The organism is Mycobacterium sp. E3198, from assembly GCF_001667015.1.
Classification (GTDB): domain Bacteria; phylum Actinomycetota; class Actinomycetes; order Mycobacteriales; family Mycobacteriaceae; genus Mycobacterium.
This window is the reverse complement of the sequence record NZ_LZIS01000261.1, coordinates 25,648-51,247: the sequence shown is the minus strand read 5'-3', so window position 1 is coordinate 51,247 and position 25,600 is coordinate 25,648. Positions and strand designations below refer to the sequence as shown.

Sequence of the window (25,600 nt, the reverse complement as noted above, 5' to 3'; positions counted from 1 at the left end):
GTGTCGCGCAGGCCGCCGCCGCCGAAGGGCTGCCCACCGCCGAACTGGCCCGCCGCAACTCCGACGTGTTCCAGCGGCTGCAGGAGCGGCTCGACGTCTCCTTCGACAGGTTCATCCGCACCACCGACGCCGACCACCACGAGGCGTCCAAGGAGATCTGGCGGCGGATGGCCGCCGCCGGCGACATCTACCTGGACACGTACGAGGGCTGGTATTCGGTGCGCGACGAGAGGTTCTTCGTCGAATCGGAGACCGAGGTGGTGAACGGGACGCGGATCGCCGTCGAAACCGGCACACCGGTGACCTGGACCGAGGAACAGACCTACTTCTTTCGGCTGTCGGCGTACACCGACAAGCTGCTGGCCCACTACGAGGCGAACCCCGACTTCATCGCGCCCGAGGTGCGGCGCAACGAGGTGGTCAGCTTCGTCTCCGGCGGCCTGCGCGACCTTCAGGCCGTGCTCGTCGGTTCCGGTCAGGAAGCGTACGTCGAAACCGTCGAGCCGCTTGAACCGCGCGATGGCGTCGGTGGCGATGTACTCGTACGCGTGCCCCAGGTGCGGCGCGGCGTTGGGGTACGTGATCGCGGTGGTGACGTAGTAGGGCTTCATCGGGACTCACCCTATTGTGTGGCGGTGAGCTCCAACCGCTCTGGTAAACGCGAGGCGCCGCCGGCGCCCGAACCGCTGGCGCCCCTGATCGACGCGCACACCCATCTCGACGCGTGCGGCGCGAGCGACGCCGCGGGAGTGCGGGCCATCGTGGACCGGGCGGCGGCCGTCGGGGTGGAGGCGGTGGTCACGATCGCCGACGACCTGGACTCGGCGCGCTGGGTCACGCGCGCCGTCGACTGGGATCCCCGCGTCTACGGCGCCGTGGCGTTGCATCCGACCCGCGCGAACGCGCTGGACGACGCGGCCCGCGCCGAGATCGAACGACTGGTCGCCCTGCCCCGGGTGGTGGCCGTCGGCGAAACCGGAATGGACCTGTATTGGCCCGGCCGCCTGGACGGCTGCGCGGAGCCCGACGTGCAGCGGGAAGCCTTCGCGTGGCACATCGACCTGGCCAAGCGGTGCGGAAAACCGCTGATGATCCACAACCGGGAGGCCGACGCCGCGATTCTCGACGTGCTGGCCGCCGAGGGCGCCCCCGACGTCGTGATCTTTCACTGCTTTTCCTCGGATGCCGCGATGGCCCGCCGCTGCGTGGACGCGGGGTGGTTGCTGAGCCTGTCGGGGACCGTGAGTTTCCGCAACGCCCGCGCCCTGCGGGAGGCGGTGCCGCTGATACCGCTGGAGCAGCTTTTGGTGGAAACCGACGCGCCGTTTCTGACGCCGCACCCCTACCGGGGCGCAGTTAACGAGCCGTACTGCCTTCCCTATACTGTGCGGGCGATCGCTGAACTGCTGGAGCGTCGGCCGGAGGACTTGGCGCGCATCACGACCAGCAATGCTCGGCGGGTTTACGGGCTGGCCTCGTGACCGGCGCCATCGGCGGGTAATTTCCCTAACACCGTCGCGCCGGAGTTGCCCAACATTGGCCGGTTCGTTACCGTCTTGTGATCGTACGGACGGGGCCCCACGGCCCCGCTGTCGTTTGTAGTCATTTTCTTGCTGAGTGGTTCGTGACTGGTTGCTGAGGTCGGGGTAGCGCGCGTTGACTGTATTGACAAAACTTCATCACAATTCATCGCCCACATTGCGCCTCCTGGTTGGAGCGCTGCTGTTGGTCCTGGGGTGCGCCGGCGGCCTTGCGGTGTCCGCGTCCAAGACGGTCACGCTGACCGTGGACGGAATGGCCATGCGGGTGACGACCATGAAGTCGCGGGTGATCGACATCGTCCGCGAGAACGGCTACCACGTCGACGATCGCGACGACCTTTACCCCGCCGGCGATGTGCAGGTCCGCGACGCCGCCAACATCGTGTTGCGGCGCAGCCGCCCGCTACAGATTTCGCTCGACGGCCGCGACGCTAAGCAGGTGTGGACGACGGCGTCGACCGTCGACGAGGCCCTGGCCCAGCTCGCGATGACCGACACCGCGCCGGCCGCGGCCTCTCGCGGTAGCCGGGTGCCCCTGGCGGGGATGACGCTGCCGGTCGTGAGCGCCAAGACGGTCCAGATCAACGACGGCGGCGCGGTGCGCACCGTGCACCTGCCGGCGCCCAACGTCGCGGCGCTGTTGAACGCCGCCGGCGCGCCGCTGCTGGAGAGCGACCAGGTGACGCCGGGCGCCGCGACCCCGATCGTCGACGGGATGCAGATCCAGGTCACCCGCAACCGCATCCAGCGGGTCACCGAGCGGGTCCCGCTGCAGCCGCCCGCGCACCGGATCGAGGACCCGGGAATGAACATCAGCCGCCAGGTCGTCGAAGACCCGGGCAGCCCGGGCACGCAGGACGTGACGTTCGCGGTGGCCACCGTCAACGGTGTCGAGACCGGGCGACTGCCGGTCGCCAACACGGTGATCACGCCGGCCCGCGAGGCCGTGGTGCGCGTGGGCACCAAGCCCGGCACCGACGTGCCCCCGGTGAGCAACGGGTCCATCTGGGACGCCATCGCGGGCTGCGAGGCCGGCGGAAACTGGGCGATCAACACCGGCAACGGGTATTACGGGGGTGTGCAGTTCGATCAGGGCACCTGGGAGCGCAACGGCGGGCTGCGGTTCGCCGCGCGGGCTGACCTCGCCACCCGCGAGGAGCAGATCGCCGTCGCCGAGGTGACCCGGGAACGGCAGGGCTGGGGTGCCTGGCCGGTGTGCAGCGGAAGAGCTGGTGCGAGCTGACCATCCGGCTCCTCGGGCGCACCGAGGTCAGGCGGCTGGCCAAAGAACTGGAATTTCGGCCACGGAAGGCTCTGGGGCAAAACTTCGTCCACGACGCCAACACCGTGCGACGGGTCGTTTCGGCCTCCGGCGTCGGCCGGTCCGACCACGTCCTGGAGGTCGGTCCCGGCCTCGGTTCGCTCACCCTGGCGCTGCTGGACCGGGGCGCCACCGTCACGGCCGTGGAAATCGACCCGGTGCTGGCCGGCCGGCTGCCGCAGACCATCGCGGAGCATTCGCACAGTGAGGCCCACCGGCTGACGGTGTGCAACCGCGACGTGCTGACCCTGCGCCGCGACGAGCTGTCCGCCGAACCCACCGCCGTGGTGGCCAACCTGCCGTACAACGTCGCCGTCCCCGCGCTGCTGCACCTGCTCGCCGAGTTTCCGTCGATTCGCGTCGTCACGGTGATGGTGCAGGCCGAGGTCGCCGAGCGGCTGGCCGCCGAGCCCGGCGGAAAGGACTACGGCGTGCCCAGCGTGAAGGTTCGTTTCTTCGGGCGGGTTCGGCGCTGCGGCACGGTTTCGCCGACGGTCTTCTGGCCGATTCCGCGGGTCTATTCCGGCCTGGTTCGCATCGACCGGTACCCGACGTCCCCGTGGCCGACCGACGACGCCTTCCGCCGGCAGGTGTTCGAGCTGGTGGACATCGCGTTCGCGCAGCGGCGCAAGACGTCTCGCAACGCGTTCGCCGCGTGGGCCGGCTCGGGCAACGAATCGGCGAATCGGCTGCTGGCCGCCAGCATCGATCCGGCCCGCCGCGGTGAGACGCTGGCCATCGACGACTTCGTGCGCTTGCTGCGGCGTTCGGCCGTTTCGGGGCACGCTTCGGCGAGCTGACCGCGATAGTCTGCTGCCGTGGCTGACGGGGCTGATCGTGTCTGACGGCAACACCGCCGCGCAGTGGGTGCCCACCGGGTCGGTCACCGTCCGCGTGCCGGGCAAGGTGAACCTGTACCTGGCGGTGGACGATCGCCGCGAGGACGGCTACCACGAGCTGACGACGGTGTTTCAGGCCGTCTCGCTGCTCGACGAGGTGACCGTCCGCAACGCCGACGTGCTGTCGCTCGAGCTCGTCGGCGAGGGCGCCGGCACGTTGCCCACCGACGAGCGCAACCTCGCCTGGCAGGCGGCCGAGCTGATGGCCGACCATGTCGGCCGGGCGCCCGACGTCTCGATCATGATCGACAAGTCCATTCCGGTGGCCGGCGGCATGGCGGGGGGCAGCGCGGACGCGGCCGCGGTGCTGGTCGCGATGAACTCGCTGTGGGAGCTCAACGTGCCGCGCCGGGACCTGCACCTGCTCGCCGCGCGGCTGGGCAGCGACGTGCCGTTCGCCCTGCACGGCGGCACCGCGTTGGGAACCGGGCGTGGCGAGGAGCTGGCCACCGTGCTGTCCCGCAACAGCTTCCACTGGGTGCTGGCGTTCGCCGACGGCGAGCTGCTCACCCCCGACGTCTTCACCGAGCTGGACCGGCTCCGGGACGGCGGGGATCCGCCGCGACTCGATGAACCGGGGCCGGTGCTGGCCGCCCTGGCCGCCGGCGACCCCGAGCAACTCGCGCCGCTGCTGGGCAACGAGATGCAAGCGGCCGCGGTGAGCCTCAACCCGTCGCTGCGCAACGCCTTGCGGGCGGGCGTGGAGGCCGGCGCCCTGGCGGGCATCGTGTCCGGCTCGGGCCCGACGTGCGCCTTCCTGTGCACCTCGGCGGGCGAGGCGGTCGACGTCGGAACGCGGCTGTCGGGCGAGGGCGTCTGTCGCACCGTCCGCGTCGCGAGCGGTCCGGTGCCGGGCGCCCGCGTCGTGCCCACACCCACTGAAGTGTGAATTCGCGCTCACCGCGCGCCACAGTTTGGCAGTTACTTAAGAGGAGTTTAAGATGGCTCCCGGTGACGAGCATCGCTAAGCACGACCACTCGATTCCGTTGTCCGCCGGGCATCCCGGCGGACTCGTCGGCTCATCACCGCTTCGAGACCTAACCGCCGCCCAACTGTGCTCGCGCGCCTGCTACCCAGCGGCGGCCAGCAGGCGGAATATGAGAATCCAGGCCTTGGGGAAATTGCCGGAACCGAGGAGGTTTTTGTGAGCAGGTTTACCGACAAGATGTTCCGCAATGCCCGCACGGTGACGACGGGCATGGTCACCGGTGAACCGCACGCGCCCATCCGGCACACCTGGGGCGAGGTTCACGAGCGCGCCCGGCGCATCGCCGGCGGCCTGGCCGCCGCGGGCATCGGTCTCGGCGACGCCGTCGGCGTGCTCGCCGGCTTCCCGGTGGAGATCGCCCCGACCGCGCAGGGCCTGTGGATGCGCGGCGCCAGCCTGACCATGCTGCACCAGCCCACGCCGCGCACCGACCTGGCGATGTGGGCCGAGGACACCATGACCGTCATCGGCATGATCGAGGCCAAGGCCGTCATCGTCTCCGAGCCCTTCATGGTGGCCATCCCGGTCCTCGAGGAGAAGGGCATCACGGTCCTCACCGTCGCCGACCTGCTGGCGTCGGAGCCGATCGACCCGGTCGAGGTCGGCGAGGACGACCTGGCGCTGATGCAGCTGACGTCCGGTTCGACCGGATCGCCCAAGGCGGTCCAGATCACCCACCGCAACATCTACTCGAACGCCGAGGCCATGTTCATCGGCGCCCAGTACGACGTCGACAAGGACGTCATGGTGAGCTGGCTGCCCTGCTTCCACGACATGGGCATGGTCGGCTTCCTGACGATTCCGATGTACTTCGGCGCGGAGCTGGTGAAGGTCACGCCGATGGACTTCCTGCGCGACACGCTGCTGTGGGCCAAGCTCATCGACAAGTACAAGGGCACCATGACCGCGGCGCCCAACTTCGCCTACGCGCTGCTGGCCAAGCGGTTGCGCCGCAACGCCAAGCCAGGCGATTTCGACCTGTCCACCCTGCGGTTCGCGCTGTCGGGCGCCGAGCCCGTCGAACCCGCCGACGTCGAGGACCTGCTCGACGCGGGCAGGCCGTTCGGGCTGCGGCCCTCGGCGATCCTGCCGGCCTACGGCATGGCCGAGACGACGCTGGCCGTCTCGTTCTCCGAGTGCAACGCCGGGCTCGTCGTCGACGAGGTCGACGCCGACCTGCTGGCGGCCCTGCGCCGGGCCGTGCCCGCCACCAAGGGCAACACCCGTCGGCTGGCCACGCTGGGTCCGCTGCTGAAGGACCTCGAGGCCCGCATCATCGACGAGAACGGCAACGTGATGCCCGCGCGCGGCGTCGGCGTCATCGAGCTGCGCGGCGAGTCGCTGACGCCCGGCTACCTCACCATGGGCGGCTTCATCCCGGCCCAGGACGAGCACGGCTGGTACGACACCGGCGACCTCGGCTACCTGACCGAGGAGGGCCACGTCGTGGTCTGCGGCCGCGTCAAGGACGTGATCATCATGGCGGGCCGCAACATCTATCCGACCGACATCGAGCGGGCCGCCGGCCGCGTCGAGGGGGTCCGGCCGGGTTGCGCGGTCGCGGTCCGCCTGGATGCCGGCCACTCCCGCGAGACGTTCGCCGTGGCGGTCGAGTCCAACGCCTGGCAGGACCCGGTGGAGGTGCGCCGCATCGAGCACCAGGTCGCCCACGAAGTGGTGGCCGAGGTCGACGTGCGGCCGCGCAACGTCGTGGTGCTGGGCCCCGGCACCATCCCGAAGACGCCGTCGGGCAAGCTGCGTCGCTCCACCTCGGTCAGCCTGGTCAGCTAGCTCGCTTTTTTGCCGCGAGCGTGCGCAGATTGCCACTGTTTGCGGCGTGTCGTCGTACGGACACGCACGCTCGCGGATGGGTAAGGGTCACGCCAGCGGGGCGAGCCCCGTGCGCACCAGGTCCAGGCAGGTGGCGGAGATGGCCCCCAAGTCCTCGACACAGCCGTTGCGCCCCCACGTCTCGACCCCGATGACCATGGCCGCCGCCAGCGTGGAGCCGGCGACGGCGGCGACGAGGTCGATGTTCCCCACGTCGGGGTAACGCTGCCGGACGAAGTCGGTGATCACCGCGGCGAACGACGCCTGAACCACCCGCAGGTGGCCGGCGATCTGCTCCCCGGTGATCAGTTCGGCGCGGGCGAGCGCCGCCTGCCGGACCAGCTCCATGTCGTGCGGATAGCTGGCCATGCTGGCCAGCACCGCGTCGAACACCGATTCGGAGCGCGGCCGTTGCGCCAGCGCCTCCGCCAGCCACTCCACCTGGGTGTCGTAGTCCTGGAACAGCACGGCTTCCTTGGTGGGGAAGTGCCGGAAAAACGTGCGCTCCGTGACGCCGGCCTCCCGCGCGAGCTGCTGCACCGTGACGTTGCCGAAGCCCTCGCTGGCAAACCGCTTCAAGGCCACCTGCCGCAGCGCCTCATGGGTCCGGCTGTGGCGCAGCTTGTGCAGGTTCGTCCGCTCGGTCATACCCCGCATCCCATCACATCCGTTGGCCTGTCAGTGCCGACATCTTCCAATTGAGTCAGTACTGACATATATTAGGGGCGCCGCGCGACGGGTGCCTGGCCAGGTCGCTGCGCAGACCATTCGGAGAAGGAGCATCAGCGATGACGGATTATGACGCGATCGTGGTCGGGGCTGGCCACAACGGGTTGACCGCGGCGGCGGTCCTGCAGCGCGGCGGCATGCGCACGCTGTGCCTGGAGGCCAACACCTACAGCGGCGGAATGGCGGCCACGGTCGAGCTGATCGACGGATTCCGTTACGAGATCGCGGGTTCGGTCCAATTCCCCACCGCCCCTGCCATCACCAAAGAGCTGGGGCTGGACACCCTGCCCACCGTCGACGCCGAGGTCCAGTCGGTCAACCTCGGCGACAACGGCGAAGAACCCATGATCTTCTACCGGGACCCGATGCAGCTGATGACCCACCTCGCCGAGAAGCTCGGGACCGAAGCGGTCACGGGCATGGCCGAGATGATCGGCTGGAGCCAGGGGCCGGCTAAGGCGCTCGGCCGCTTCGAGGTGCGCACGCCACCCAAGACGCTCGACGAGATGTATGCCTGCGCCGCAAACGAATTCGAACGCCGAGCCATTCACGAGGTGCTGTTCGGGACGGCGATGGATGCCATCGACCGCTTCCTGCCCGACAAGGACAAGCATGCGGTGCTGCGCGGCATGCTCGCCTTCCTCGCCATCAACTCCACCTACCGCGGACCCTACACGCCGGGCAGCGCGACATGTCTGGCGTTCGCTCTGGCCGTCCCGAACGAGGGCACCGCGATGATGACGAAGCTCGAAGGCGGAATCGGGGCACTGGGCCAGCACCTGCACGACCTGTTCGTCTCCCACGGGGGCGAAATCAGGTATCGCGCCAAGGTCGAGAAGATTCTCGTCGAGAACGACCGCGTCACCGGCGTGCGCCTCAAGGACGGCTCCGAGATCAGCGCGCCGGTCGTCGTGTCCAACCTGTCGCCCGATTTGACCATGATCGATCTGGTCGGCGCCGAGCATCTGACCGCGGACCTGGTCACCCGGCTCAGTGGACGCGACCACCGGGCGCCGTTCGTCCAGATCCACTTCGCCCTCGACGGGTTGCCCGAATTCGCCCCGCCGTATGACTTCCTCAACGAACCCGGCATGCAATCGTCCATCGGCATCTTCGGCTCACCCGAAGAACAACAACGCCAATGGGAGGAGTGCAAGCGGGGCATCATTCCCGACAATCCGTCGATGGGCATGCAGATCCCGTCCGTGCACGATCCCAGAATGGCGCCTCCGGGCAAGCACGCGGCGAGCGCGTTCGCCTACGCGTTCCCCGTCGAAACCCCCCGCGAACTCCACGGCCAACTCAAGAACGTGATGGCCGAGAAGGTCATCGACAAGATCACCCGCTATGCGCCCAACTTCCGCGACATCCAGATCCGGCACATCACCTTTGCCCCGTATCACATGCAGACGATGTTCGCGGCTCCCGCCGGCGACTTCTGCCACGGCATGCTGCATCCGGACCTGATGGGGCCCAACCGGCCCGGGCCCAAGGGCTTCCTCGACCTGCCCCTCGGCATCGAGGGGCTTTACCTGGGTGGCGCGGGATGCCATGGGGGACCGGGGATCACCTTCACGCCCGGCTACAACGCCGCCCACCAGGCGCTGGAGGACATGTCGCGATGACCTACGTGATCGCCGAGCCCTGCGTCGATCTGAAAGACAAGGCGTGCATCGAGGAGTGCCCCGTCGACTGCATCTACGAGGGCGCCCGGATGCTCTACATCCAGCCCGACGAATGTGTCGACTGCGGTGCCTGCGAGCCGGTCTGCCCGGTCGAGGCCATCTACTACGAGGATGACCTGCCCGACCACTACAGCGGCTACACGCGGCTCAACGCCGACTTCTTCGAACAGCTCGGCTCGCCCGGCGGCGCGGCCAAAGTCGGTGTGTGCGAGCATGATCCGTCGGCGGTCAAGGAATTGCAGCCGATGGGAGGTCAGGGCCAATGACGCGACCACTCGACGGCGCGATGGCCCTGGTCACCGGCGCGAGCCAGGGGATCGGGCAGGGCATCGCGATCGAGCTCGGCAGGCAGGGCGCCACCGTGTGGCTCACCGCCCGGACCGCCGCCGGCCTCGAGCAGACCGCCGACCAGATCGCCGAGCTCGGCGGCGCCGCGGTGGCCCGACCCTGCGATCACGCCGACGACGCTCAGGTGGTGGCCGTCTTCGACGAATTGCGTCGGGAGGCGGGCCGGCTCGATGTGGTGGTCAATGTCGCGTCGCCGGACTTCACATCGATGGTGGGACAGCCGTTTTGGACGCTGCCATTCCAGGCGATCACCGACAGCCTCGCGGTAGGGCCCCGCGCGAACTTCGTGACGTCCGCCCTTGCCGCCCCGCTCATGATCGAGCAGGGGGGCGGGCTGATCGTCAACATCTCCTCGCACGGCTGCGAGGACTACATACTGTCCACGCCCTACGGGGCGGCCAAGGCCGCCATCGAAAAGATCACGCACGACACGGCGCTCGAACTGCGCGAGCACAACGTGGCGGTGATCGGGTTGTGGCCGGGCCTGGTGCTCACCGACCGCATCCTCGCCTTCGCGACCGACGGCCCGTCGGGGTCGCGCCAGCTGTTCGGGCTCGACCTCGACATCTGCGAGTCCCCGCGGTTCTCCGGCCGCGCCGTCGTCGCGCTGTGCACCGACCCCGACCGGATGGCCCGCACCGGCCGATCGTTCTTCGCCTCCCGCCTCGCCCGCGAGTACGGCTTCACCGATGTCAACGGCCAGCTGCCCCCCGAGGTGCGGCTGCTGGTCGACCTCCTCGGTGACGGCAATGTTCCGGAGTATTGGCAGATGGTGGAGCGGTTCGGCCGTGGCTTCGCCGCAGCGTCGCCGGCGTAACCCGCGCGCAGGGCGGTCGAATTCGCCAAATTTGTCAGTACTGACGTCTTCCAATTAAGTCAGCACTGACATATTCTGGCGTCACTCGCGGGGGGTTGTGGCGGGGGAGCCCGGGGGACTGTCGAAAAGGAGCTCGAGCATGACTGATCAGCACGCGGTCGGGCCGGGTGCGCGGTAGCGATGGCACGTAGCTCGGCGGCCACCTGATGGCAGCGCGTGCCGTTCGCCCCTTGATGGGCCTGGTGACCGTCGCGGCGATCGCCGGGGTCATCGCGCTGGCCGCGGGCTCGTTTCGCGGCGACTTCACGGACAGCGTGCCGGTGACGGTGCTGTCGCCCCGCGCCGGGCTGGTGATGAATCCGGACGCGAAGGTCAAATTGCGCGAGGTGCAGGTCGGTACGGTTTCGTCCATCGAAGAGCGGCCGAACGGCCAGGCGGCGCTTCACCTGGCGATCGATCCGTCGAAGCTGCGTCTGATCCCGGCAAATGTGCTCGTCGACATCGCCTCGACGACGGTGTTCGGAGCCAAGTTCGTCCAGCTGATTCCGCCGGCCGATCCCTCCGCGCAACAGCTTCGGGCGGGTCAGGTGCTCGACGCCAAAAACGTTACGGTGGAGATCAATACGGTGTTTCAGGAACTCACCGCGGTGCTGGCGAAGGTCGAACCGGAAGAGCTCAACGAGACGCTGGGCGCGCTCGCGTCGGCGCTCAACGGCCGCGGGCACCAGATCGGTCAGATGCTCGCGGATCTGGATTCGTTTCTGGCCAAGCTGGATCCGGCCCTGGCCAACCTGGGGCATGACATCGCGGCCTCCCGAAAGGCGTTCGGCGCCTACGCCGATGGGGCACCGGACCTGGTCGAGGTCGTCAACAATGCGACGCGGGTCGGTCAGACGATCGTGGACCAGCAGGCCAACCTCGATGCGCTGCTGATCAGCACGATCGGGCTGGCCGACATCGGGAACGACGTCGTGGGCGGCAACCGGCGCGCCCTGACCGACGTTGTCCAACTGCTGTTGCCGACGACCGATCTCACCAACGAGTATCACGAAGCGCTGAATTGCGCGATCGCCGGAATGCTTCCCGTGGCGAAGAACCCGCCGCCACCGGACCCCGGCGTCGTGGTTTCGGTCAGCTTCACGCTGGGACTCGAACGCTATCGATACCCGGGTCACCTGCCGAAGGTCGGGGCCAAGGGCGGTCCGCATTGCCAGGACCAACACCTGCCGGCCGTGCCGTACGAAACGGCGCCGCCGTTCCTGGTCACCGACGTGGGCGCCAACCCATGGCAGTACGGAAACCAGGGCATCCTGCTCAATTCCGACGGGCTCAAGCAACTGCTCTACGGACCGATCGACGGGCCACCGCGCAACTCCGCTCAGATCGGACAACCCGGGTGAGCGGCGGGACGCGCGCGACGGTATTCAAGTTCGGCGTCTTTGCCGTCGTGATGGCCACGCTGACCGCGTTTCTCTTCTTCATCTTCGGCGAGTACCGCACCGGCGCGACCAACGACTACTCCGCCGTGTTCTCCGACGTCTCGCGCCTCAAGGTCGGCGACTCCGTGCGCGCGGCCGGCATCCGGGTCGGCACCGTCAACGGCGTCGAACTGCGCACGGACAAAACGGTTTTGGTGACGTTCGACGCCGATCGCACCGTGGCCCTCACCACCGGCACCAAGGCGGCGGTTCGCTACCTCAACCTGGTCGGCGACCGCTACCTCGAGCTCGTCGAGGGGGCCGGGTCGACCCGGCGGTTGCCGGCGGGTGCCCAGATTCCGCTCGACCGCACCGCACCCGCCCTCGACCTCGATCTGCTCCTCGGCGGCCTGAAACCCGTCGTCCAGGGACTCAATCCCCAGGACGTCAACGCGCTCACCTCGTCGCTGGTGCGCGTCTTTCAAGGCGAAGGCGACACCCTGGACTCGGTCTTCTCGAAGACATCGTCGTTCTCGAATGCCATGGCCGACAACAACCGAACGGTCCAGCAACTCATCGACAACATGCACGCGGTGCTCGCCACGCTCGTCAAGGACGGCGACAAGTTCTCCGGCGCCATCGACCGGCTCGAGCGGTTGACCACCGGCCTTGCCCAAGATCGCGACACGATCGGCGCCGCGATCGACTCGCTGGACAACGGAACCGCGTCCATCGCCGATCTGCTGAGGAAAGCGCGGCCGCCGCTGGCCGGTACCGTGCAGCAATTGGGCCGCCTGGCGCCGCTGCTCGATCAGGGCAAGGACCAGATCGACGTGGCGCTGCAAAAGGCCCCGAACAACTATCGCAAACTCGTCCGCCTCGGCGCGTACGGCAGCTTCATCCAGTTCTACATCTGCGGCATGACCGTCCGGGTCTCCGACCTGCAGGGCCGAACCGCCGTATTCCCCTGGCTCAGGCAGGTCGGCGGCAGGTGCGGGGAGCCCGATGAGTAAGTACCGCGGTGCCCACCTGATCCGGGCCGGCTTCATCGGCATCGTCCTGATACTCCTCGTCATCGCGGTGGGTCTGCAGCCGCAGCAACTCGTTTCGCTGGCGACCGACGTCCGTTACCAGGCGCTGTTCGCCGAAGCGGGCGGGCTGGAAGTCGGCAACGACGTGACGACATCCGGGATCAAAGTCGGCACGGTCTCCGACATCGAGCTGCGCGACGGCAACGCCCTGGTCACGTTCACCGTGCGCGGAAAGGTCAAGCTCGGGTCGTACAGCACCGCTCACATCAGGACGGGTTCGTTGCTGGGCCGGCGGGTGCTCACCCTCGATTCGACGGGCAGCGGGGCGCTGCGCCCGTCCGACGTCATCCCGGTCTCACGCACCTCGTCGCCCTACACCCTGACCGAATCGGTCAGCGACCTCACGACAAACCTCGCGGGCACCGACACCGCATCGCTGAATCAGTCGCTGGACACGCTCTCGGCGACGATCGACCGCGTCGCACCGCAATTGGGGCCGATGTTCGACGGCCTGACCCGCCTGTCGGAGTCCCTCAACGGCCGCAACAAGACGCTCGGCGACGTCCTCAAGGACACCAGCACGCTGACCGGCATCCTGTCGGAACGCAGCCAGCAGGTGAACAGGTTGATCCTCAACACCAATGACCTGCTCGACGTGCTGGCGCGGCGGCGCGAGGCGATCGTCGACCTGCTGGCGAACGTGTCGGCCGTCGCCAAGCAACTGTCCGGTTTGGTCCGCGACAACGAAAAGACCCTGACACCCATGTTGCAGAAGCTCAACGCGGTGACGGCCGTCCTCGAGAAGAACCGCGACAACATCGCCAAAGCCCTTCCGGGCCTGGCCAAATACGAGGTCACCCAGGGCGAGGCGGTGTCCAGCGGGTTCTACTACCAATCGTTCACCCCGAACGTGATGCCGCCACAGTTCATCCAGCCGTTCCTCGATTACGCGTTCGGGTTCCGCAGGGGCGACATCCCCGGTCAACCACCGGACAACGCCGGACCGCGCGCGGAATTCCCCTGGCCGCGCAACGGGATTCCGCAGGGGCCGCACTGATGCCGCGGAACAGGTTGGTAGTGATCGCGGCCATCGCGCTGGTCGCGCTGGGAGTCGGCGGTACGGCTTTCGTTGCCTACCGGACGTTCCTGCGGCCGAAGACGATCACGGCGTACTTCACCACCGCGACCGCGATCTACCCCGGCGACCGGGTGCGGGTGTCCGGCGTCAGGGTCGGCGAGATCACGGCGATCCGCCCCGAGGGCAACCTGGTCAAGGTCACCCTTCATGTCGACCGCGACGTGCGCATCCCCGCCGACGCCAAGGCGGTGATCGTCGCCCAGAACCTGGTCGCCGCGCGCTACATCCAGCTGGCACCGGCCTACCGCGGTGGCGGGCCGACGCTGGCCGACGGGGCGGTGCTTGGCGTGGAGCGCACCGCGGTACCCGTCGAATGGGACGAGGTGAAAACCCAATTGACGCGACTGGCCACAGATTTGGGACCTAACAGCCAGGTGTCGACGCCGTCGGTCGCACGGTTCATCGACAGCGCCGCGGGCGCGTTGAGCGGCAACGGCCAAAAGTTGCGCCAGACCCTGGCGCAGCTGTCCGGGGTGGGCCGAATCCTGGCCAACGGCAGCGGCAACATCGTCGACATCATCAACAATCTGCAGGTCTTCGTCACGGCGCTGCGCGACAGCAACGAGCAGGTGGTCCAGTTCGAGAATCGGCTCGCCACGCTCACCAGCGTGCTCGACGACAGCAGGTCGGAGCTGGATGCCGCCCTGACCGATCTGTCGAGCGTGGTGGGCGACGTGCAACGATTCGTGTCCCGAAGCCGCGACCAGGTTTCCGAACAGATCCAGCGGTTGGCCAACGTCACGCAGAACCTCGTGGACCATCGCACGGACCTGGAGAACCTGTTGCATGTGGCCCCGAACGCGTTCGCCAATTTCTACAACGCCTACAACCCCGACACCGGTGACACCATCGGATCGATTGTGCTCAACAACTTCTCGAACCCCGTGCAGTTCATCTGCGCACAGATCGGGGCGCTGGAAAACGCCACCGCGACCGAGACCGGCAAGTTGTGCGCCCAATATCTCGGCCCGGCACTGCGAGCGATCAACTTCAACTATCCGCCGTTTCCGATGAGCATGGTACTGATGAAGTCGGCCAACCCCGACAACATCGTCTATTCCGAGCCGCGCCTGGCGCCGGGCGGCGCGGGCCCGGGGGCCGCGCCACCCGAGCTGCCGCCCGCGGTGTCCGCTTACACGGGCCTGCCGGGCGACACCCCGCCGGCGGCGCCGCCGCCCCCACCGCTGGGACGCATACCCGGTGCGGCGCAACCCGAGCCGCCGCCGACGACGGCCACGGGCACCGGGACGCAAGACCTACCGGCGCGCGAACCCGCGAACGTGCAGGACATGCTGCTACCGGTGGGAGGGCCGCAGCCATGAACCCAGTGCCGCAGCTGCGCCGGGCGATCGCCGCCGGCGCCGTCGTGCTGTCGACCGCGACCGGCTGCGCGTTCCAGGGGCTGAACTCGCTGCCGCTGCCCGGCACGGTGGGGCGAGGGCCGGGTGCGGCCGTCTACCACGTCGAGTTGGCGAATGTCAGCACGCTCGAGGCGAATTCGCCGGTGCTGCTCAACGACGTGGTCGTCGGCAGCATCGATCGGCTGACCTTTCGCGACTGGCACGCCGATGTCGAGATCTCGGTGAAACCCTCCGCCGTGGTGCCCGCCAACGCGGTGGCCCGCGTCGGGCAGACCAGCCTGCTGGGGTCGATGCATCTCGAGCTGAACCCACCGCCGGGCGAGGCCGCGACCGGCCGGCTGCAACCCGGCTCGACCATTCCGCTGAACAGGTCCGCGACCTACCCGTCGACCGAGCAGACGCTCTCGTCGTTGTCGGTGGTGGTCAACGCCGGCGGGCTGGGGCAGATCGGCGACATCATCCACAACTTCGGCGCCGCCATGGCCGGGCACGAGGACCAGATCCGCGACCTGCTGATCCGGCTCGACGACTTCGTGGGCACGCTGGATACGCAGCGCGACAACCTCATTGGCTTCATTCAGGAGCTGAATCGGCTCACCGACACGTTCGCCGGACAACGCGACGTGATCACTGCGGCGCTGCACAAGATACCGCCGGCGTTGGACGTGCTGATCCGGGAGCGGCCGCGCCTCACGACGGCGTTGGACAAGTTGCGGGTCTTCAGCGACACCGCGACCGGGCTCGTCAACGACACGCGGGACGACCTGGTGCACAACCTGAAGAACCTGGAACCGACGATCAAGGCGCTCGCCGATATCGGTCCCGACCTGGACACCGCGCTGGCCTGGGCGACGACCTTTCCGTACGGCCAGAATCTGATCGACCGAGGCGTCCGCGGTGACTACATGAACATGTTCCTGATCGCGGACCTGACGCTGCCCCGGGTCAAGCGGACGCTGCTGCTCGGCACCCGGTGGGGTCAGGTCGGCGCGAAACTGGTTCCGGCGCCGGGAGAACCGGAATACCTGAACTTCACCTACGGTCAGCCCGCCGCGGGGGCGCCACCGCCGCCGCAAGGCGTTCCGGCGCCGGCGGCGCCCACCGCGGGCGGGACGGAACCCGGCCCGCCACCGCCGGCTCCGGTCGCCCCGCTGCCCACCGATTTCCCGCCGCAAGACCAGGCCGGTGGCTGATGCTGACGCGCCTCGTCAAGATCCAACTGGCCATCTTCACGATCGTGTCGATCCTCGGCGTCGTTGCCATGGCCGTGGTCTACATCCAGGCGCCGACCCTGCTCGGCATCGACCACATCACCGTGCGACTCGAATTGCCCTCCGGCGGAGGGATATACCGATTCGCCAACGTGACCTACCGTGGCGTGCAGGTGGGCAAGGTCACCGCGGTCGACCTGCGACCCGGCGGGGTGCAGGCGACGCTGTCGCTCGACACGTCGGTGCGGATCCCCGCCGACCTGCAGGCCGAGGTGCGCAGCGTCTCGGCGGTGGGCGAGCAGTACGTGGACCTGCGGCCGCGGAACAACGCCGGCCCCTACCTCCACGACGGCTCGGTCATCCCCGTCGAGCGCACCACGATTCCGCAAGCCGTCGGGCCGATGCTGGACCGGGTCAGCGCGCTGATCAACAGCATCCCCAAGGACAAGATGAGCGCGTTGCTCGACGAGTCGTTCAAGGGGCTCAACGGGGCCGGCTACGATCTCGGCTCGCTGCTCGACTCCTCGGCCCAATTCACCCGGGACGTGGCGCCCGTCTCCGATCGGACCCGGACCCTCATCGATGACGCTGTGCCGCTGCTGGATTCACAAGCCGGGACGACCGGCGCAATCCGCACCTGGGCGCACAGCCTGGCGGGTGCGACGCACACGCTTGCGACCGACGATCCGCAGCTGCGCACGCTGCTGAAGACCGGACCGGGCGCCGTCAACGAGGTCTCCCGCCTGCTCGACCAGATCAAGCCCACGCTGCCGGTCCTGTTGGCGAACCTCACCACCGTGGGTCAGGTCCTGGTGACCTACAACCCGTCGGTCCAGCAGTTGTTGGTGTTGCTGCCACCGGTGATCGCGTCGCTGCAGGCGTCGGGTCTGTCGAAGAACAACCCGACCGGGATGGCGCTCGGCGAGTTCGCGATCAGCATCGGCGACCCGCCGCCGTGCACGGTCGGCTTCCTGCCGCCGTCGTCGTGGCGATCCCCCGCCGATACGACCACGGTCGACACACCGGACGGGTTGTATTGCAAACTGCCCCAGGACTCCCCGATCGCGGTCCGCGGCGCCCGCAATTATCCCTGCATGGGCAAGCCCGGCAAACGCGCGCCGACCGTGCAGATCTGCGACAGCGACAAGCCCTACGAACCGCTGGCCATGCGCCAGCATGCGCTTGGTCCCTATCCGTTGGATCCGAACCTGATCTCGCAGGGCATCCCTCCCGATGACCGGGCCACGTTCGGCGATCACACGTACGGCCCGGTGGATGGGACCCCGCTGCCGCCGGGCGCCGCGCCGTCGGGAACGCCGCCCGGCGCCGCGCCGAGTTCGCTGACGACCGACGGGCCGGCGGCCAATCCGCCTGTCGGCGTTGCCAGATACGACCCCCGGACCGGCAAGTACCTGGCGTCCGGCGGCCAATTGTTCCGGCAATCCGACCTGGTGACCGCCGGGGCGCCGAAGTCGTGGCAAGACATGCTGCCGAGATAGGGCGGCTACCAGGCGTGGACGCGGTTCTGCGCCGGCTCCAGCCCCAGCTCGATGAGCAACTCGGTGGCGTCGGCGGCCTGCTCGCAGATCGTCGGGACCACGCCGCGCTCGGCGGCGGCGAAGTTCTCCAGCACGAAGGCCGCCGGGTCCTTGCGTCCGGGCGGGCGGCCGATGCCGATGCGCACGCGCTGAAACTCCTTGGTGCCCAGCGCCGCCGCCACCGAGCGCAGCCCGTTGTGGCCGCCCTCGCCGCCGCCGATCTTGAGCCGGATGCTGCCGAACTCCAGGTCGAGGTCGTCGTGGATGACGATGACGTCGGCCGGGGCAACGGAGTAGAACTTCGCCAGCGGCCCGATCTGGCGGCCGGACTCGTTCATGAAACAGCGCGGCTTGGCCACCAACACCGAGTGCCCGGCCAGCCGACCCGTGACCACCTCGGCGCCGGACCGCTTGTGCGCCTTGAACTTTGCCCCGAGCCGCGCCGCGAGCAGGTCGGCGACCATGAACCCCAGGTTGTGCCGGGTGCGCGCGTAGTTGTCTCCGGGATTGCCCAGGCCGACCACCAGAAGCGGTTCGGCCACGTCGCGAACCGCCTACTCGGACTCTTCGGCGGGCGCCTCGGCTTCGTCGCCCTCTTCGGCCTCGGGGGCCGCCGCCTCGCCCTCGGCGGCCTCGCCCGCGCCCTCTTCCGCGAGGTCCGCGGCCGTCGGCGCGTTCACCACGTTGACCACCAGCAGGTCGGGGTCGGAAACCAGGCTGACGCCCTTCGGCAGCGTGATCTGCCCGGCGGTGAACTGAGTGCCCGGAGGGGCGTCCTCGACGGACACGGTCAGCTGCTCGGGAATCGACATGGCCTCGGCCTCGATCTCGATCGTGTTGGTTTCCTGGGTGACCAGGGTGTCGGGCCCGGCCTCGCCCTCGATGACGACGTTGACCTCCACGCGCACCTTCTCGCCGCGGCGCACGACCACCAGGTCGGCGTGCTGGATGGTGCGGCGGATCGGGTGGATGTCGAGCGCCTTGGTCAGCGCCAGCTGCTCCTTGCCGGCGATGTCGAGCGTCAGCACCGCGTTGGTGCCCGAGTGCCGCAGCACCGCCGCGTAGTCGTGGCCGGGCAGCTCCAGGTGCTGGGGCTCGGCGCCGTGACCGTAGAGCACCGCGGGAATCTTGCCGTCGCGCCGGGCCCGGCGCGACGCGCCCTTGCCGGTCTCGGTTCGCACCGTCACCGCGAGTTGGTTGACTGCTGACTTGGCCATCGTGTCGCTCCTGTTGCTCACTCGTTCGGGGCACGGCCAGGTCGCGACAATGAAGTCGGTCTCCGTCGATAACGGTGTGCTAGCACCCTCGCCGTGACGCCCGGTCAGGGTAGCGCATGGGTAGCTCGCAGCGGAAATTGACGAGCGTGCATTCAGGGCTTTCGGTGTGCATCCAGGGCGCATATTTGACGCGGTTTTCGCCCAGGGCGCACAGCCAAAGCCCGCAGCGCACACTCGGTCAGAGCGGGAATTTGGTGCCCGTGAGCTGCTCGGATAGCTCCCACAGCCTGGTGGCGGTGGCCGCGTCTCGCGCCCGCCGGCTGCGCCCGACCGGTTGGGTTCGGCCCAGGTAGCCGAATCGCGGGCCGACGAACGTGTCGCCCGGCAAGTCCCGCGACGCCGCGTACAGGGTCTGGCGGGCGCCGAAATCGGCGTCGGTGGCCACCACCCGCGTGGCGGCCGACATCAGCGCGTCGCCCAGCTTGCGGCCCGACGCGCCCTGCAGGTTGGTGTGCGAGTAGCCGGGGTGAACGGCCAGCGCCCGCAGCGGCGAACCCGCCGCATCGAGGCGGCGCTGCAGTTCGCTGGTGAACAGCAGGTTGGCGAGCTTCGACTGGCTGTAGGCCAGCCAGGGGGAGTACCGCCGGTTCTTCCAGTTCAGGTCGTCGAAGTCGATGCGGCCCGGCCAGTGCGCCATCGACGACACTGTGACGACGCGATCTGTGAGCTTGGGCAACACCAGGTTGGTGAGCGCTAAATGGCCGAGATGGTTGGTGCCGATCTGGCTCTCGAAGCCGTCGACGGTCAGCGCGTAGGGGGCGGCCATGATGCCGGCGTTGTTGATCAGCACGTCGGCCCCGTCCACGCCGTCGGCGAACTCGCGCACCGACGACAGGTCCTGCAGGTCGAGCCGGCGCACCTCGACGTCACCGGTCATCTGCTTCGCGGCGGCGTCGCCCTTGCCCGTGTTGCGGACCGCCATGACGATCTTCGCGCCGCGGCCGGCCAGCTCGCGCGCCGCCACCGCGCCCAGCCCGCTGTTGGCGCCGGTGATGATCACGGTGCGCCCGGCGAACGACGGCAAATCCGCGGCGGTCCAGTCAGTCATGCCTGCTGAGCTTAATGAAAGCGTGCCGCGAGCGTGCAACTACCGACGGCGCCACTCGGAAATGCGCAGCCAGTCGCACTTTCGCGGCGCGAATCACTTTGCGGCCACGACGAATCCGTGGATGATCGCCTCGATGTCGGGTGCCTGCGCGGCGGCCTGGTCGGCCAGGCTGGTGATGGTCAACTGAACCAGGTAGCGCTGGTTCGCGGGCGGCGACCCGGTGGGGATGACGATCCGGTTGAAGCTGTGCAGCCGCGTGCCGTCGAGGTCGTAGCTGCCCTGGATCATCGACGACGGAAAGCCGTTGTAGTTCGCCGTCGAGGCGTCGAGCTGCTTGAAATCCGCGAACAGCTGGGCGTCGTCGTTGCCGTGCTTGATCACCTGCGCCGGATCGAAATCCCCCGTCAGCTTGAAGACCACGAGCCGGGCGGTCGGATACTTGCCGCCGTGCGAGATGATCACCGTCTCCTTGGCGATGTTCGGGCTGGTGAACGGCGACCAGCCCGGCGGTGTCGGTATCGACACGGTCAGGTCGGGCAGGGAGCCCGGCGCCACCTGGTGCCCGTTGACGCCGATGTTCTGCAGATACTGCGACAGGGGGACGGGCTTGCCCGTCGTCGTGGTGGTGGTGCCGGCGGTCGAACTCGTGGTCCAAACCGACTGGTAGTCCGGGGCTTTCGGCGGTGAACAGGCGCACAGGAGCACAGCGACCACCGCGACGGCGGCGCCCCCACGCAACTTCACAGAATCTCGCGCACCGCGTCGATCGGCCGCGCCAGCCGGGTGCCCTTCGGTGTGACGACGAACGGGCGCTCGATCAGGACGGGGTGTTCGGCCATCGCGTCGAGCAGTTGGTCATCGGTCGCTGCCGCGAGATTGAGTTCGGCGTAGAGCGGTTCGCGCTTGCGCACGGCGGTGCGCACGTCGATGCCGGCGGCGCGGATCATGTCGACGAGTTCGGCCCGCGACGGCGGCGTCTTCAGATACTGGACGATCGTCGGCTCGACACCGTTGTCCCGCAACAGATCCAGCGTCTTGCGGGAGGTGCTGCATTTCGGGTTGTGGTAGATGACGGTATCGGCCATCTAGGCGTCCCCGTCGAAAAGCCCTGTCACGGAGCCGTTTTCAAAGACGGCGCGAATGGTGCTGGCAAGCAGCGGCGCGATGGACAGGACGGTGAGCTGCGGGAAGCGCTTCTGCTCGTCGATCGGCAGCGTATTCGTGACGATCACCTCCCGGGCGCCACAGGACGCCAGGCGCTCGGCGGCCGGATCGGACAGCACGCCGTGGGTCGCCGCGATCACCACGTCGCTGGCGCCGTCGTCGCGCAGCAGGTTCACGGCACCGGCGATGGTGCCGCCGGTGTCGATCATGTCGTCGATCAGCACGCACGTGCGCCCTTCGACCTCGCCGACGACGCGGTTGGACACCACCTGGTTGGGCACCCGCGGGTCGCGGGTCTTGTGGATGAAGGCCAGCGGCACGCCGCCCAGCGCGTCGGCCCACTTCTCGGCGATGCGCACCCGGCCCGAATCGGGGGAGACCACCACCATGTTGCCGTCGGGGTAGTTGTCCTTGATGTAGCCGGTCAGCAGGTTCTGGGCCCGCATGTGGTCAACGGGCCCGTCGAAGAAGCCCTGGATCTGGTCGGTGTGCAGGTCGACGGTCACGATCCGGTCGGCGCCCGCGGTCTTGAGCAGGTCGGCGACCAGCCGCGCCGAGATGGGCTCGCGGCCCCGGTGCTTCTTGTCCTGCCGGGCGTAGGGGTAGAACGGCATGACCGCGGTGATCCGCTTCGCGCTGCCGCGCTTGAGCGCGTCGATCATGATCAGCTGTTCCATCAGCCAGTTGTTCACCGGCGCCGGGTTCGATTGCAGGACGAACGCGTCGCAACCGCGCACCGACTCGTGGAAGCGGACGAAGATCTCGCCGTTGGCGAATTCCCGCGCCGTTTGCGCGGTGACGTGGACGTCGAGTTCCTTGGCAACCTGTTCGGCCAGCTCCGGATGCGCGCGGCCCGAGAACAGCATCAAATTTTTTCGGTTATCGGTCCAGTCGTGGCTCACCGCACTGCCCTCGTTTGGGATCGAAATGGAAGCCTCATCGTACGTAGCGAATCGTACGGAAACGCGGCCGGGTTACCAGGGACCAAATTCACGGTGTCTGTTCGGGCTCTGGTTTGTCCGGGGTTTTTTCCAGCGCCTCATCGGCCGCCTTCGCCGCCGCGCTGCCCGGCCGCTTGCGCTGCACCCAGCCCTCGATGTTGCGCTGCGGCCCCGCCGACACCGCCAGCGCGCCGGGCGGGACGTCGTCGCGCACCACCGTGCCGGCGCCCGTGTAGGCGCCGTCACCGACGCTCACCGGCGCGACGAACATGGTGTCCGAGCCGGTGCGGACGTGCGAGCCGATGGTGGTGCGCCGCTTGGTTTCGCCGTCGTAGTTGACGAACACGCTGGACGCGCCGATGTTGCTGTGCTCGCCGATGTCGGCGTCGCCGACGTAGGTCAGGTGCGGGACCTTGGTGCCGGCCCCGATGGTGGAGTTCTTGGTCTCGACGAACGCGCCGAGCTTGCCGTCGGATCCCAGCGCGGTACCCGGCCGCAGGTAGGTGTACGGCCCGACCGTGGCGCCGTCCCCGATCGACGAGGACGTGCCGTGGGTGCGGACCACCGAGGCGCCGTCACCGACGATCACGTCGGCCAGGGTGGTGTCGGGTCCGACGACGCAGCGGCCCCCGATCCGGGTGCGGCCATGCAGCTGGGTGCCGGGATGGATCACGGTGTCGCGGCCGATCGTCACGTCGACGTCGATCCAGGTGCTGGTGGGATCGATGATCGTGACGCCGGACATCTGGTGGGCGGCGACGATCCGGCGGTTGAGTTCGGCGCCCAGTTCGGCCAGCTGGACGCGGTTGTTGACGCCGGCCACCAGCGCGCTGTCGGCGACGTGCTGGGCGTGGACGGTCCGGCCGTCACCGCGCAGGATCGCGATGGCGTCCGTCAGGTAGAGCTCCTGCTGGGCGTTGTTGGCGCTCAGCCGGCTCAGCGCCGACCGCAGCGCCGCGATGTCGAAGGCGTAGACGCCGGCGTTGACCTCGTGGATCTCGCGCTGCGAGGGCGTCGCGTCGGTGTGCTCGACGATGCCCATCACCTCGTTGTCCTGGGTGCGCAGGATGCGGCCGTAGCCGACCGGATCGCCCAGCGTCGTGGTGAGCACCGTGACCGCGGCCCCCTGGGCGCTGTGGGTGGCAATCAGGCCGGCCAGGGTGTCGGAGTCCAGCAGCGGCGTGTCGCCCGAGGTGACGACGACGATGCCGGCGTAGTCGTCGGGCAGGGCCGACAGGCCGCACAGGACCGCGTGGCCGGTACCCAGCGGCCGGTCCTGCAGCGCCACGTCGATCGAGCGCCCGAGGGCCTCGCCCAGCTCGGCGACCAGCGGCTCGACGCGCTCGTGGTCGTGGCCGAGGACCACCACCAGGTGCTGGGGCGCCACCTTGGCGACGGCGTGCAGGGAGTGCGACAGCATGCTGCGGCCGGCGATCGTGTGCAGCACCTTCGGGGTGTCGGAGCGCATCCGGGTGCCGGGTCCGGCCGCGAGAACCAGGACCGCGGTGTCACCACGAAACGCCATGAACTCTCCTACTACCCTTCGCGCGAAGGTGCGTGTTGGTACGCCGACACGCCCTCAAGCGTGTCATTTCATGCACGCTCGCCGCAAAGAGCCACGCTGCTCCGTCGCCAGGACTCGAACCTGAACTCTCAGAACCAAAATCTGATGTGCTGCCGATTACACCACGACGGACTACCGGGGCCCATACGCCCGCGCCACCAAGACTCTAGACGGGACGGCTGCGCCGCGCCGAACCGATACGCTGATTGACGTGGCCGTTCTGGACCCCCAAACGCACAAGGAGCCGGACAAGGAAGCGCGGGCACCACGCGCCCGGATGACCGGTAGCGAGCGCCGCCAGCAGCTCATCGGCATCGCGCGCTCGCTGTTCGCCGAACGCGGTTACGAGGGCACCTCGATCGAGGAGATCGCGCTGCGGGCCAACGTGTCCAAGCCCGTCGTCTACGAACATTTCGGCGGCAAGGAGGGCTTGTACGCCGTCGTCGTCGACCGCGAGATGTCGGCGCTGCTGGACATGATCACCTCGTCGCTGACCAACAACCGGTCCCGGGTGCGGGTCGAGCGTGTCGCGCTGGCGCTGCTCACCTACGTCGAAGAACGCACCGACGGCTTCCGGATCATGCTGCGCGACTCCCCGGCCGCGATCAGCTCGGGCACCTATTCCAGCCTGCTCAACGACGCCGTCAGCCAGGTCAGTTCCATCCTGGCCGGCGACTTCGCGCGCCGGGGCCTGGATCCCGACCTGGCCCCGCTCTACGCGCAGGCGCTGGTGGGCTCGGTGTCGATGACCGCGCAATGGTGGCTCGACACCCGCGAGCCCAAGAAGGAAGTGGTGGCCGCGCACCTGGTCAACCTGATGTGGAACGGCCTGACGCACCTGGAGGCCGATCCGCGGCTGCAGGACGAGTAGGAGCTAAGGCCGCACCCCATCGAGGAAGTTGTTCAGGGCGTGTTTGCCGATCTCCCGGATGCCCAGGCGTCGCGGCAGCAGGCGGGTCACCACGAACATCATGCGGCGGTTCGGCGCCCCCACCTGCATGCTGGGCCGCTTGCCGAGGTACAACACCGCCTCCTCGACGTTTTCTTCGGGGGTATTGATCAGGCTGCCCCGGGCCCGCGCGACCTCGAGCGCATCGGCGGCCCCGGGCGAACTCGTCAGCCCGGCCATGCATGCCAGCACGTGGACGTTGTCGGGTTTCAGTTCGTACCAGAGCCCTTCGGCCAGAATGATGTTGTAGGCCCTCGTCGCGCCGTAGTGCGTGTAGTACGGGCTGCCGATCAGCCCCGTGCCGCTACTCATCAGGACGATGCCGCCCCGACGGCGCGCCTTCATCAGCGCCCCGTAATGGTAGGTCAGCCCAAACGGGCTGGCGCAGTTGATGTTTATCCGCTGCCGCTCGAATTCGAGGTTATCGGCCCAGAATCCCCCGACCGTGGCGAGCGCGGCGTTGGACACCAGCAGACCGACTTCGCGGTCCCCGACGGCCGCGATGATGTTTTCGACGGCATCGCTCGCCCCCAGTTCCTGGGAGATGGCGAGCACCTCCACGCCGAACCGTGTCACCAGTTCCTGGCGTTTCTTCTCGAGCTTCTCGGGGTCGCGCGCGACGATCGCGACCGACAGGCCTTGGGACGCAGCGTAATCCGCCCAGGCGCCGCCGATGCCCTCGCTCGCGCCGGACACGAGCGCCCAGGGTCCGTACTGCGCGGCGAAGTTCCTCGGGGGGCGCCGGGCGAGCGGGCTGTGCGCTTGCCACTGCCTGGCGGCGATGGACTTCACCGCCAGAGC

24 protein-coding genes, 1 tRNA gene and 2 pseudogenes are annotated in these 25,600 nt (G+C 68.3%); 16 read left to right on the top strand and 11 right to left on the bottom strand.

Going from position 1 to position 25,600, the window contains the following annotated elements; genetic code table 11:
• Positions 1-452, top strand: a pseudogene (locus A5673_RS29765) (class I tRNA ligase family protein); the annotation flags it as partial.
• Positions 453-485: 33 nt separating this feature from the next.
• On the opposite strand, the pseudogene A5673_RS28805 reads toward A5673_RS29765, so the two are convergent.
• Positions 486-611 (bottom strand): annotated as a pseudogene (locus tag A5673_RS28805) (class I tRNA ligase family protein); the annotation flags it as partial.
• Positions 612-629: 18 nt separating this feature from the next.
• On the opposite strand from A5673_RS28805, the gene A5673_RS26955 reads away from it, so the two are divergent.
• The 5 genes from A5673_RS26955 (at position 630) to A5673_RS26935 (ending at position 6,541) form a co-directional block, all read left to right on the top strand.
• Positions 630-1,481, top strand: coding sequence for a TatD family hydrolase (locus A5673_RS26955; RefSeq protein WP_068239805.1), 852 nt, complete (start codon positions 630-632; stop codon positions 1,479-1,481).
• A gap of 175 nt (positions 1,482-1,656) precedes the next feature.
• A complete protein-coding gene (locus A5673_RS26950; RefSeq protein WP_068239790.1) occupies positions 1,657-2,784 on the top strand; it encodes a resuscitation-promoting factor in 1,128 nt (375 codons plus the stop codon).
• On the top strand, positions 2,748-3,662 hold the full coding sequence (gene rsmA / locus A5673_RS26945) for a 16S rRNA (adenine(1518)-N(6)/adenine(1519)-N(6))-dimethyltransferase RsmA (protein WP_068239788.1): 915 nt from the start codon (positions 2,748-2,750) through the stop codon (positions 3,660-3,662). The genes A5673_RS26950 and rsmA overlap by 37 nt, the downstream gene beginning before the upstream one ends.
• Positions 3,663-3,693: 31 nt before the next feature.
• Entirely contained in the window at positions 3,694-4,650 is a 957-nt protein-coding gene (locus tag A5673_RS26940; RefSeq protein WP_197518483.1) for a 4-(cytidine 5'-diphospho)-2-C-methyl-D-erythritol kinase, read from the top strand.
• Between the two features lie 256 nt (positions 4,651-4,906).
• Entirely contained in the window at positions 4,907-6,541 is a 1,635-nt protein-coding gene (locus A5673_RS26935; RefSeq protein WP_068239783.1) for a fatty acyl-AMP ligase, read from the top strand.
• 87 nt (positions 6,542-6,628) lie between these two features.
• Here the strand turns inward: A5673_RS26935 and A5673_RS26930 are convergent, their stop codons facing one another.
• Positions 6,629-7,228, bottom strand: coding sequence for a TetR/AcrR family transcriptional regulator (locus tag A5673_RS26930; protein ID WP_068239780.1), 600 nt, complete (start codon positions 7,226-7,228; stop codon positions 6,629-6,631).
• A gap of 140 nt (positions 7,229-7,368) precedes the next feature.
• On the opposite strand from A5673_RS26930, the gene A5673_RS26925 reads away from it, so the two are divergent.
• The 9 genes from A5673_RS26925 to A5673_RS26885 all read left to right on the top strand — a co-directional run bounded on the left by A5673_RS26925 (position 7,369) and on the right by A5673_RS26885 (position 17,817).
• The gene (locus tag A5673_RS26925) at positions 7,369-8,934 is read left to right on the top strand and encodes an NAD(P)/FAD-dependent oxidoreductase (protein WP_068239776.1); all 1,566 of its coding nucleotides are present in this window, start codon (positions 7,369-7,371) and stop codon (positions 8,932-8,934) included.
• Positions 8,931-9,260, top strand: a complete 330-nt coding sequence (gene fdxA / locus A5673_RS26920) for a ferredoxin (protein ID WP_068239773.1) — start codon at positions 8,931-8,933, stop codon at positions 9,258-9,260. Before A5673_RS26925 ends, fdxA begins: the two co-directional genes overlap by 4 nt.
• A complete protein-coding gene (locus A5673_RS26915) occupies positions 9,257-10,159 on the top strand; it encodes an SDR family NAD(P)-dependent oxidoreductase (RefSeq protein WP_068239771.1) in 903 nt (300 codons plus the stop codon). Before fdxA ends, A5673_RS26915 begins: the two co-directional genes overlap by 4 nt.
• A gap of 206 nt (positions 10,160-10,365) precedes the next feature.
• Positions 10,366-11,559, top strand: coding sequence for an MCE family protein (locus A5673_RS26910; protein ID WP_068239769.1), 1,194 nt, complete (start codon positions 10,366-10,368; stop codon positions 11,557-11,559).
• The gene (locus A5673_RS26905) at positions 11,556-12,590 is read left to right on the top strand and encodes an MCE family protein (RefSeq protein ID WP_255396659.1); all 1,035 of its coding nucleotides are present in this window, start codon (positions 11,556-11,558) and stop codon (positions 12,588-12,590) included. Before A5673_RS26910 ends, A5673_RS26905 begins: the two co-directional genes overlap by 4 nt.
• Positions 12,583-13,665 (top strand): MCE family protein, encoded by a 1,083-nt coding sequence (locus tag A5673_RS26900; RefSeq protein ID WP_068239766.1) that lies wholly within the window; start codon positions 12,583-12,585, stop codon positions 13,663-13,665. Before A5673_RS26905 ends, A5673_RS26900 begins: the two co-directional genes overlap by 8 nt.
• On the top strand, positions 13,665-15,068 hold the full coding sequence (locus tag A5673_RS26895) for an MCE family protein (protein ID WP_068239763.1): 1,404 nt from the start codon (positions 13,665-13,667) through the stop codon (positions 15,066-15,068). Before A5673_RS26900 ends, A5673_RS26895 begins: the two co-directional genes overlap by 1 nt.
• Entirely contained in the window at positions 15,065-16,300 is a 1,236-nt protein-coding gene (locus A5673_RS26890) for an MCE family protein (protein ID WP_082958978.1), read from the top strand. Before A5673_RS26895 ends, A5673_RS26890 begins: the two co-directional genes overlap by 4 nt.
• Positions 16,300-17,817: an MlaD family protein gene (locus A5673_RS26885; protein WP_068239757.1), complete on the top strand. Its 1,518-nt coding sequence runs from the start codon at positions 16,300-16,302 to the stop codon at positions 17,815-17,817. The genes A5673_RS26890 and A5673_RS26885 overlap by 1 nt, the downstream gene beginning before the upstream one ends.
• 5 nt (positions 17,818-17,822) lie before the next feature.
• Here A5673_RS26885 and pth read toward each other — a convergent pair whose 3' ends face one another.
• From pth to A5673_RS26845, 8 genes are all read right to left on the bottom strand, one after another.
• On the bottom strand, positions 17,823-18,398 hold the full coding sequence (pth, locus tag A5673_RS26880; RefSeq protein ID WP_068239754.1) for an aminoacyl-tRNA hydrolase: 576 nt from the start codon (positions 18,396-18,398) through the stop codon (positions 17,823-17,825).
• 12 nt (positions 18,399-18,410) lie between these two features.
• Positions 18,411-19,073, bottom strand: coding sequence for a 50S ribosomal protein L25/general stress protein Ctc (locus tag A5673_RS26875; protein ID WP_068239799.1), 663 nt, complete (start codon positions 19,071-19,073; stop codon positions 18,411-18,413).
• A 238-nt stretch (positions 19,074-19,311) separates the two neighbouring features.
• On the bottom strand, positions 19,312-20,181 hold the full coding sequence (locus tag A5673_RS26870) for an oxidoreductase (protein ID WP_068239750.1): 870 nt from the start codon (positions 20,179-20,181) through the stop codon (positions 19,312-19,314).
• Between the two features lie 93 nt (positions 20,182-20,274).
• A complete protein-coding gene (locus A5673_RS26865; protein WP_068239748.1) occupies positions 20,275-20,925 on the bottom strand; it encodes an LpqN/LpqT family lipoprotein in 651 nt (216 codons plus the stop codon).
• Entirely contained in the window at positions 20,922-21,266 is a 345-nt protein-coding gene (arsC, locus tag A5673_RS26860; protein WP_068239746.1) for an arsenate reductase (glutaredoxin), read from the bottom strand. Before arsC ends, A5673_RS26865 begins: the two co-directional genes overlap by 4 nt.
• Positions 21,267-22,247 (bottom strand): ribose-phosphate diphosphokinase, encoded by a 981-nt coding sequence (locus A5673_RS26855; protein ID WP_066915287.1) that lies wholly within the window; start codon positions 22,245-22,247, stop codon positions 21,267-21,269.
• Between the two features lie 88 nt (positions 22,248-22,335).
• Positions 22,336-23,811, bottom strand: coding sequence for a bifunctional UDP-N-acetylglucosamine diphosphorylase/glucosamine-1-phosphate N-acetyltransferase GlmU (gene glmU / locus A5673_RS26850; protein ID WP_068239743.1), 1,476 nt, complete (start codon positions 23,809-23,811; stop codon positions 22,336-22,338).
• A 99-nt stretch (positions 23,812-23,910) separates the two neighbouring features.
• Positions 23,911-23,982: transfer RNA gene (locus tag A5673_RS26845), tRNA-Gln, on the bottom strand.
• Between the two features lie 145 nt (positions 23,983-24,127).
• Between A5673_RS26845 and A5673_RS26840 the strand changes: the two genes are divergently transcribed.
• On the top strand, positions 24,128-24,721 hold the full coding sequence (locus A5673_RS26840) for a TetR/AcrR family transcriptional regulator (RefSeq protein WP_139830735.1): 594 nt from the start codon (positions 24,128-24,130) through the stop codon (positions 24,719-24,721).
• Between the two features lie 3 nt (positions 24,722-24,724).
• Here the strand turns inward: A5673_RS26840 and A5673_RS26835 are convergent, their stop codons facing one another.
• Positions 24,725-25,591 (bottom strand): SDR family oxidoreductase, encoded by an 867-nt coding sequence (locus tag A5673_RS26835; RefSeq protein ID WP_197518482.1) that lies wholly within the window; start codon positions 25,589-25,591, stop codon positions 24,725-24,727.
• Between the last annotated feature and the right edge of the window lie 9 nt (positions 25,592-25,600).